Source organism: Mycolicibacterium arseniciresistens (assembly GCF_030519285.1).
GTDB classification, from domain to species: domain Bacteria; phylum Actinomycetota; class Actinomycetes; order Mycobacteriales; family Mycobacteriaceae; genus Mycobacterium; species Mycobacterium arseniciresistens.
The window spans coordinates 20,670-27,805 of record NZ_JAUMSQ010000106.1; the positions used below are offsets into that span (position 1 = coordinate 20,670).

Here is a 7,136-nt window from a genome sequence, read left to right on the forward strand (position 1 = left end):
CGCCGTCGTTATCGAACTGTTAACGTTCGCGCCGTGGGTCGGGGGATGCGCGTCGTCATTACAGTTGTCAGCTTTTTCGTCATGGCGGGATCGGCGACGGCGTTCGCCGACGACCCGACCATCGACCACCACCACCCGTATTTCAACGAGGACGAGTACCAGGCGTTCTACACCCCGCCGGATCCGCTGCCGCCCGGCCAGCCCGGCGACGTGGTGCGCTCGGAGCCGTCCCGGCTGGTCCTCGAGCCGTCCGGCCAACTCGGCATGATCATGGCCAATGGCACGCGAATCATGTACCGCAGCACCGACGCTCGCGGAAACCCCAACGTCGTCACGGGCACCTACTTCGAGCCGCACAACCCGTGGCCGTTCGGCGGGCCGCGGCCGTTGATCGTCTACGGCCCCGGCACCCAGGGCCAGGGTGACCAGTGTGCGCCCTCACGGCAGTTCAACCAGGGCATCCACTGGTCGCCCTATCTCGACCTGGCGTTCAACTACGAGGAATTGTTCGTCGCGACGATGGTGGCCCGCGGGTTCGCGATCGTCATGACCGACTACGAGGGCCTCGGCACCCCGGGGCTGCACACCTACGTGAGCCGGGTGTCGCAGGGCCACGCGATGCTCGACGCCGCCCGCGCCGCCAAGCGGCTGCCCGGCACGTCGCTGGCGCCGGACGGCCCGCTCGCGTTCTGGGGATACTCCCAGGGCGGTGGGGCCGCGGCGTCCGCGGCCGAGATGGCCGAGCTGTACGCGCCGGAACTGGACGTCAAGGGCACCTATGCCGGTGCGCCGCCCGCAGACCTGAAGGCGCTCTTCCCGTTCGCCGACGGCAGCATGCTCGTCGGTGTCGTCGGATACGCGCTGAACTCGGTGATGACGGCCTATCCCGAGCACGAGGCGGCGATCCGCGCGACGCTGACCCCGCGCGGCGCCGACATGCTGTTCAAGGTGCAGGACCAGTGCATCGCGGAGACGATCTCGAAGTTCATGTTCCGGCACCTCCAGCCGTACTTCAATCAGGACATGAACACGCTCGTCAGCCAGGAACCGTTCAGGTCGCTGTTCGAGGAACAGAAGCTGGGGAAGACGAAACCCAACGCGCCGGTGCTGATCAACGCCAACAGATTCGACCCGCTGGTGCCGTGGGCGCCGGCGATGCAACTCGGCAGGGACTGGTGTGCCCAGGGCGCCGACATCGAGGCGCGTACCAACGAGCAGCCGCCGTTCCTGAACAAGGCGGTGATCAACCATGCGTTGCCGATGCTGGTCGACGGGGAGCCGGCCATGCAGTGGATCGCGGACCGGTTCAAGGGCGTTCCGACGGCGCCGAACTGCGGACGGATCTAGCGCTGGCTCACACGGGTTTGAACGAGCTGATCAACCACTGCCCCTGCACTTTTCGCAGGACCATCTGGACAGCGGACTCGTCGGTGTCCGGCTGCGGATCGGCGAGCGTGCTGGATTCCTGATCGATGAACACGAGCAGTTCCGCCACGTCGGCGCTGAGCGATTCGACCGCGACGCCGACGACTTCGGCGTCGGTGGTGATCCGCTGTTGCTGTGCCTGTGGCACGACCGCTGTCTCGAGGAGCTCCCGGTATTCGTCCTTGAAGTCGCCGGTCAGCAGCGGGTCGACGGTCTCCGCCAAGCCGGCGACGGATTCAGGCGTGTAGGAGAGCAGCTTCGGGACCACCTTCTCCGCGTGCTGCTGAACTCGCTCCATACTCTCGGTCTGGATATTCAACTGGCTCGGCGTGATGTCACGGCCGCTCAGCCACAGGCCGACGGCCGTCGCCGCAGCGATGCCGAGGATCAGCACAACATTGACCGTCCACCAGGCGATGCGGGCGCCGGTCGCGTTCACGACACGAACTCCACGTCGGACGCTTTCAAGGCGGAATCGGATTCGACGACGGTGATCCGCAGCCGCCACGACCTCGGGGCGGCACCGCCGCTGTCCTTGGTCACCGTTTCGACGGTGACCGCGACGAGCACCCGTGCGCCGTCGGCGTCCAGCGATTCGATACCCGCGCCGTTGACCGTGCCGGTGCTCACCGACTCCGACGTGCGGACGGTGTCGACGAAGTCGCGGGAACGCTTGGCGAAATCGGCGTGAAACAGTCCGGTCGAACTGTCCAGGACCCGCCGTACATCGCGATCGGCTGTCCGGTAGTCGATCGTCGTGAGGTTCTCCGCGACCGTCTCACCGGCGTCCACATAGGGTTTCCAGTCGGCTTCGGCGACGGGCGCCTTGATCGCAACCGGATCGATGTCCCGCCGTTGCAGGCCGGCGAACGTGATCGCCACGATCAGGACGATGCTGAGGACGACCGGCACTGCGAAGAACAGCACGGTGGGTCCGCGCCGCTCTCCCGCTGGGGGATGGCCCCAGTGGCCCGGGTGCGTCGGCGGTGTGGTCATGATGCAGTGAATCTACCGCCGCTGCGGGGCATCGAAACTCACGTATTGGGGGTGGATGCGCGGCTCACGAGCGGCCGATGGTGCCTGCGAGTAGCTGACTGTAAGCCAGGCGTCCCAGCAGCTGAAAACATGCCTGCGATTCAGTGGTCAACCGAACCAGGTGATTCTTGTTTCCCCGCTCGTACCAGTACACCTCCCAGGTGCCGTCCTCGGGTGACTGCTCGACGCACCAGGTGTAGTCCGCGCGGCCGCCGAGCGCCACCGTCGTGGGGGCGATGCCGATGTCGGTCAGCGCATGCGCCAACTCGGTCAGATTCACGTCTGCGCTTCCTCTATCCGCCTCATCGCATCAGGTACGTGTAGTAATTGCCGATGCTCGCCAGAGCCTCAGCCGACAGCTCGGGGTGGCGCTCGTGCATGACACTCTGCACGTGGTCGCCGGCGTCGTTCAACGACATGCGGGTCCAATCGGGTTGCACGGTCATCGCTTCGGCCAGGAGCTCCCGTACGAGCTGTTCGGCCGCGGGCGTGTCGTCGGCGCCGTAGCGCGCCGAGAACTCGGCATCGTTGCGGCCGGGGTAGTGCTCGAGATACAGCGTGATCGCCTCGCTCACATCGACCGTCGGAACACCGGAATCCGCGTCTGACCTTTCGAGCATGCCCGCGTGCGCGACATCGAAGTGCTCCTCGATGATCGATCGCACCCAGTGCAGCGGCGTCTCGTGACTGTCGTGCTCCCGTCGAGCCGCGCGCACCGACTCTTCGAGAGGAAGCTCCGGGCGCGCCACGAACCGACCCAGGAACTGCCACAACTTCGATCTGCTGCGCAGCCCGTATTCGTTGGGTGCGTGCAGCGGTGCGATCATGCAGTTCGTCTCACCCTCGCGCGACGACCGGTAGATCTGCAGTCTGCAGTCGCTACCTCGGTAGTAGACGATCGACAGCGGGCGCCCGCTTGCTCCGTCGTCGAGCCCGTCGAACATCTCGTCGAGCACGAGACCCCTTTCCGACAGGGCTGAACCGACGGTCTGTTCTACCTCTGCGGCGAAATCGGTGCGCACGGCCAGGAGTTCCTGTTCGTCCGCGGTCTTCTTGGCGTCGATCGCCCGCAGCGTCGCGCGCGCGGCGCGTTGGGCCAAGTCCTCATGGCTCACTTCGCCGTGCACGTTCCACTGCCAGCTGCCGACATAGGTGGCCCTGATGTTGTGAAGGCCCGGGAACCCGATCTGAACATCGTCTTCAGCCGGTTGCGTCCTCGTGCTCTGACCGAGCGCTTCCCGGACCATCTCGATCACCACTTCTGCGGTGTTGCCGACATAGCGCCCGGCGCCTTCGTCTTCCATGCCGACGAGATACGCATCGGGCGGGCCTGCTCCCCGTGTGCTTCGGTCGATCGCCACCCAGCAGTGTCTCGCCCAGTTCTCGACGATGATCCGATCGGGCGCAGCGAACATGGGCCGTTCGAGGTCTTTGAGCCCTGTCGCGAGCACCTGCACACCGTCGTAGGGATAGCTCCTGAGACTTCGGGTCGGTTCGCAGCCGCCGACCTCCCATCTGCGGTGGTACGGAACCGTCAGCCCGTCGCCTTTGCGCGTTCTCGCCCACAGTGCGGCTGCGATATCGGACACCGGGCCCCGCAGTGCCACATGCTCTTCGACGTCGGTCAGCTCGGCAACGGGTACCTCGCCGATGACCTCGAACTTGTCGGGGCGGTACATTCCGGGCATCCCGGAGACCTCGTCGAATCGTGCGCCGAGATACGTGACGTTGGCGGTGTCACCGGTGATGATCCCGACTTCGAACCGATACCCGCACCATCGGGCGACGGTCCTAATCGTTTCCAGTCGCGCGACGTCCGTCCTCTGAACGATGGTCTCGCCTCGGACCCAACTCTTCGTGGACGCTGCGAAGCCCGGGGGGAGCGGGTCGTCGTCGGACAGGAGACGCACTCGATCGCCGAAGCTGTGCGCGAAGTGCTCACGGCCGTCGTAGGTCGCATACTCGCCGGAGGCCCGAATGCCGTGTCGTTGGTTGTCCATCCGCGAGTCCCTCCTTCATTCCCGGGTCCAGCGTATGCGCGGAGCACGATAATGCCGTTTCGTGAAGTGATGGTGCCTTAGATGGGAGTGCCTCTATTCATTCCCGGCTTCTGCATCAGAAGTTCGTCGTGATCGTGCCGGCGGCAAGCCTCGACGAAGTCGACTGCGGCGCAGGGGTTGAGAGAGAATGTCCGATACTGTTCCGCCGTCAGTTCGTAGTGCTCCTCATAGTCGACCAATCCGTTACTGACCGGAATGGAGGCGTAGTAGCGACCGGAGTTCGCTTCCTCGCCAAGCGCGAAACGGTCCTCCCTGAAGTGGTAAGCGTCGTCAAATAACAATGTCCGGTCTCCTTGAACCGATCTGATGGAGTGTCCTGACATCGAGGAACTGCTGCGCACATCCGATCGGGTCAGCGATCTTCATATTTCGGCGGTAGACCCTCCAGAAGGAGGGCTTCTAGTTCATCGAACGTCAGCGGAAGAACATTCATCATCGGAGCCTGTGACGGTAACGGCAAGGCGTGGAACTCGGTGCGGTCGGCCAGTGAGTATCGAAGCAAATGCTGTTCGAGCAGTCCCGGTTGGATGCCAGCGCATATCTGGAGCATGTAATTGAGTTGGTCGGCGCTCGGAGGATCCGTTCGCATTCGCGGATCGTTCCCTTGACGCCTCCAGCGCACCGACAGCGAATCGAGCCCCATAGACACGCGAAGTGTGCTGCCAACTCGCGCCAGTACGAACTTGCCTGCGTCAATAGGCCGCGTGAAAGCGGCTTCTACTCGCTCGAACCGGTGCGCGTCGCGTTCCCCCTTCGAGGAGAAGAGCACGTTCGTGTATCCGCGAGTTGTGGGTTCAATGACATACGCCGCCCAATCGCCCCGTTCCTTCCAGTGCTTCCAGGTCTCGACGCCGTGCCGGTAGCCGTTGCGAAAGTACAGGCGGCCGTTCTCCCAGTCGGGCTCGTCGAAGACGTCCAGCGCCAGCCTGCGTTGTACAGATCTCCAATTGTCGAGATGCGCGGCGATGTTGACGAAATCCGGATCATCCTGCGCACGAGGGGTATCAGTGACCATTGGCAGCCTCTCGATTGCGCATCCAGTTCTCGTAGTATGGGCCCGAGACCGGCACAATAAGCTCTTCCTCAATCAGGGTGTCGATCAGGACCGTCTTGCCGTACTCGTCAACGACCACCCATTGTGTGCCACCGCCGGGCTGATCAAAGACATCGGCCACTTCTCCGTAGCGGACCTCCCATCCCGGTGGCAGGGTAGCCCCGGTCCCACGGAACACGTTGTAATCGCCCGACGTGCCGGGAGCGAGCCCGCGCGAGGGGTACGAGTCTCCTTCCACCCCCATGAAGTCCCCCGTGCGCTCGGTAACGAGCCCGATACGGTCCAAGCGGATATTCGTTGGGATACGATCCGTGACACTCCATATGCCGTCCTTGAAGCCGTCGTGCGGTGGCCACTTCCACGTGTGCTTGTCTGCATCCCAGAACTTTTCGAGCAGCTGGTGTGCGGTCATGCCCGCATACGGACTACGTATCGCCGATGCTGCGATGGCTTCCGGACATCCGCTTTCGATCAGGTCATGGAATAGTCGCCCGGGTGTGATCGCTCGGTCGACTCGCTCACGATCCCACGGCCGCATGTCCGCGAGTTCACGCGACAACAATTCGACGTGACGGGGAACATCATTACCTTCGGCGCTGTGCCCTTCGCGACTGCTGGCAGCCGAGTCATTCGATTCAGGGTTCGAGGTGTGATCGGGTCGATCGGCCGGTGCGTTGTCAGCCTCCGGTCGCGAAGCCGGCGGACTATCGGCCTCGCTGTCGTGCGGAGGCGGGCTGTGCTTCTCGTCTCCTTGATGCGGCAGTGGACTATCTGGACGCGACGCAACGTGCATCGGTACTGACTCAATCGGAGCTGGCGAGCTCTTTCCAGCGGCCGGTCCTGCGGCGCCTGGCTGTTGCGCCCGAGGGCTTTCTGGTGTTGCGGCGCGCGGGCCTGTCCCGTCCAAGTTGCGCGTGGATGCATCCGGCGCCCCGGCCTTCGGCGCTGCCGGCGACCCGTCGGCGGAACCCGGTGACGACCCGGACCCGTGCGACGCCATGGGCGTGCCGAATCCGCCCATCCCGACCGGCATCACCCCCGCAGGCTCGTGCCGCTTCGCGTCGCTCTCACCGGCTGCATGCGCCGGCTCTCGAGTCTGGTTACCCTCGGCTGCAGCGCGTTCATGACCGCTCGGCTGTTCTACCGCAGGCGAATTGGTCGGTTGCTGCTCGGCGGGCGTGTGCGTGCGCTCATCGGGTCGCGCGGTGTGCTCGTCGGAGCCCGGCCGGTGACCCTCGCTCGGCGTGTCGTTGCCCCCTGGCTGATGCACCGGATTCTCGCCTACGCCCGTGCCGCCGCCGTGTTGTTCAGGCGTATGTCCGCCGGCGGGAGCCTCCGGGGTGGCCGGCTGGCTGGCCGGCGAATCCGTGTCGAACGGCGATCGGCCTGCCTCCGATTGACCCGTCGGGATTGGAGATTCGGGTGCCTGTGGAGTCGCCGGCGGCGATGGGTCACCCGAGGACGGCGCATGGTTGGGTGCCGCCGGCGGCGAGTCGGCAGCGCCGGGCCCCGGCGATGCCGGTGACTGCGGAGGCGGCCCGTCTGCCCGTCCCGGGCCGGCG

Annotated in this window: 8 protein-coding genes; 1 reads left to right on the plus strand and 7 read right to left on the minus strand. The window is 64.9% G+C overall.

Translation table 11 applies throughout. From position 1 onward, the window contains the following. The first annotated feature begins 45 nt into the window (after window positions 1-45). Entirely contained in the window at window positions 46-1,347 is a 1,302-nt protein-coding gene (locus Q2100_RS15280; protein WP_302914762.1) for a lipase family protein, read from the plus strand. 7 nt (window positions 1,348-1,354) lie between these two features. Here the strand turns inward: Q2100_RS15280 and Q2100_RS15285 are convergent, their stop codons facing one another. The 7 genes from Q2100_RS15285 to Q2100_RS15315 form a co-directional block, all read right to left on the minus strand. Continuing rightward, window positions 1,355-1,864, minus strand: coding sequence for a hypothetical protein (locus Q2100_RS15285; protein WP_302914763.1), 510 nt, complete (start codon window positions 1,862-1,864; stop codon window positions 1,355-1,357). Continuing rightward, window positions 1,861-2,421: an Rv1363c family protein gene (locus Q2100_RS15290; protein WP_302914764.1), complete on the minus strand. Its 561-nt coding sequence runs from the start codon at window positions 2,419-2,421 to the stop codon at window positions 1,861-1,863. The genes Q2100_RS15285 and Q2100_RS15290 overlap by 4 nt, the downstream gene beginning before the upstream one ends. 64 nt (window positions 2,422-2,485) lie before the next feature. Then, on the minus strand, window positions 2,486-2,740 hold the full coding sequence (locus tag Q2100_RS15295; protein ID WP_302914765.1) for a hypothetical protein: 255 nt from the start codon (window positions 2,738-2,740) through the stop codon (window positions 2,486-2,488). 22 nt (window positions 2,741-2,762) lie between these two features. After that, window positions 2,763-3,917 carry an SPFH domain-containing protein gene (locus Q2100_RS15300; protein ID WP_302914766.1) on the minus strand — a complete coding sequence of 385 codons (1,155 nt, stop codon included), beginning with the start codon at window positions 3,915-3,917 and terminating at the stop codon, window positions 2,763-2,765. A gap of 620 nt (window positions 3,918-4,537) precedes the next feature. Next, window positions 4,538-4,801, minus strand: coding sequence for a hypothetical protein (locus tag Q2100_RS15305; RefSeq protein ID WP_302914767.1), 264 nt, complete (start codon window positions 4,799-4,801; stop codon window positions 4,538-4,540). A 71-nt stretch (window positions 4,802-4,872) separates the two neighbouring features. Beyond that, complete coding sequence (locus Q2100_RS15310; protein ID WP_302914768.1) at window positions 4,873-5,535, minus strand: hypothetical protein; 663 nt, start codon at window positions 5,533-5,535, stop codon at window positions 4,873-4,875. Beyond that, window positions 5,525-5,986, minus strand: coding sequence for a TNT domain-containing protein (locus tag Q2100_RS15315; RefSeq protein WP_276009849.1), 462 nt, complete (start codon window positions 5,984-5,986; stop codon window positions 5,525-5,527). The genes Q2100_RS15310 and Q2100_RS15315 overlap by 11 nt, the downstream gene beginning before the upstream one ends. Between the last annotated feature and the right edge of the window lie 1,150 nt (window positions 5,987-7,136).

Bases quoted from the DNA above. Each gene is read 5' to 3' on its own strand.
- Q2100_RS15280 (WP_302914762.1), top strand. From the start codon at position 46: ATGCGCGTCGTCATTACAGTTGTCAGCTTTTTCGTCATGGCGGGATCG.
- Q2100_RS15290 (WP_302914764.1), bottom strand. From the start codon at position 2,421: ATGACCACACCGCCGACGCACCCGGGCCACTGGGGCCATCCCCCAGCG.
- Q2100_RS15310 (WP_302914768.1), bottom strand. From the start codon at position 5,535: ATGGTCACTGATACCCCTCGTGCGCAGGATGATCCGGATTTCGTCAAC.
- Q2100_RS15315 (WP_276009849.1), bottom strand. From the start codon at position 5,986: ATGACCGCACACCAGCTGCTCGAAAAGTTCTGGGATGCAGACAAGCAC.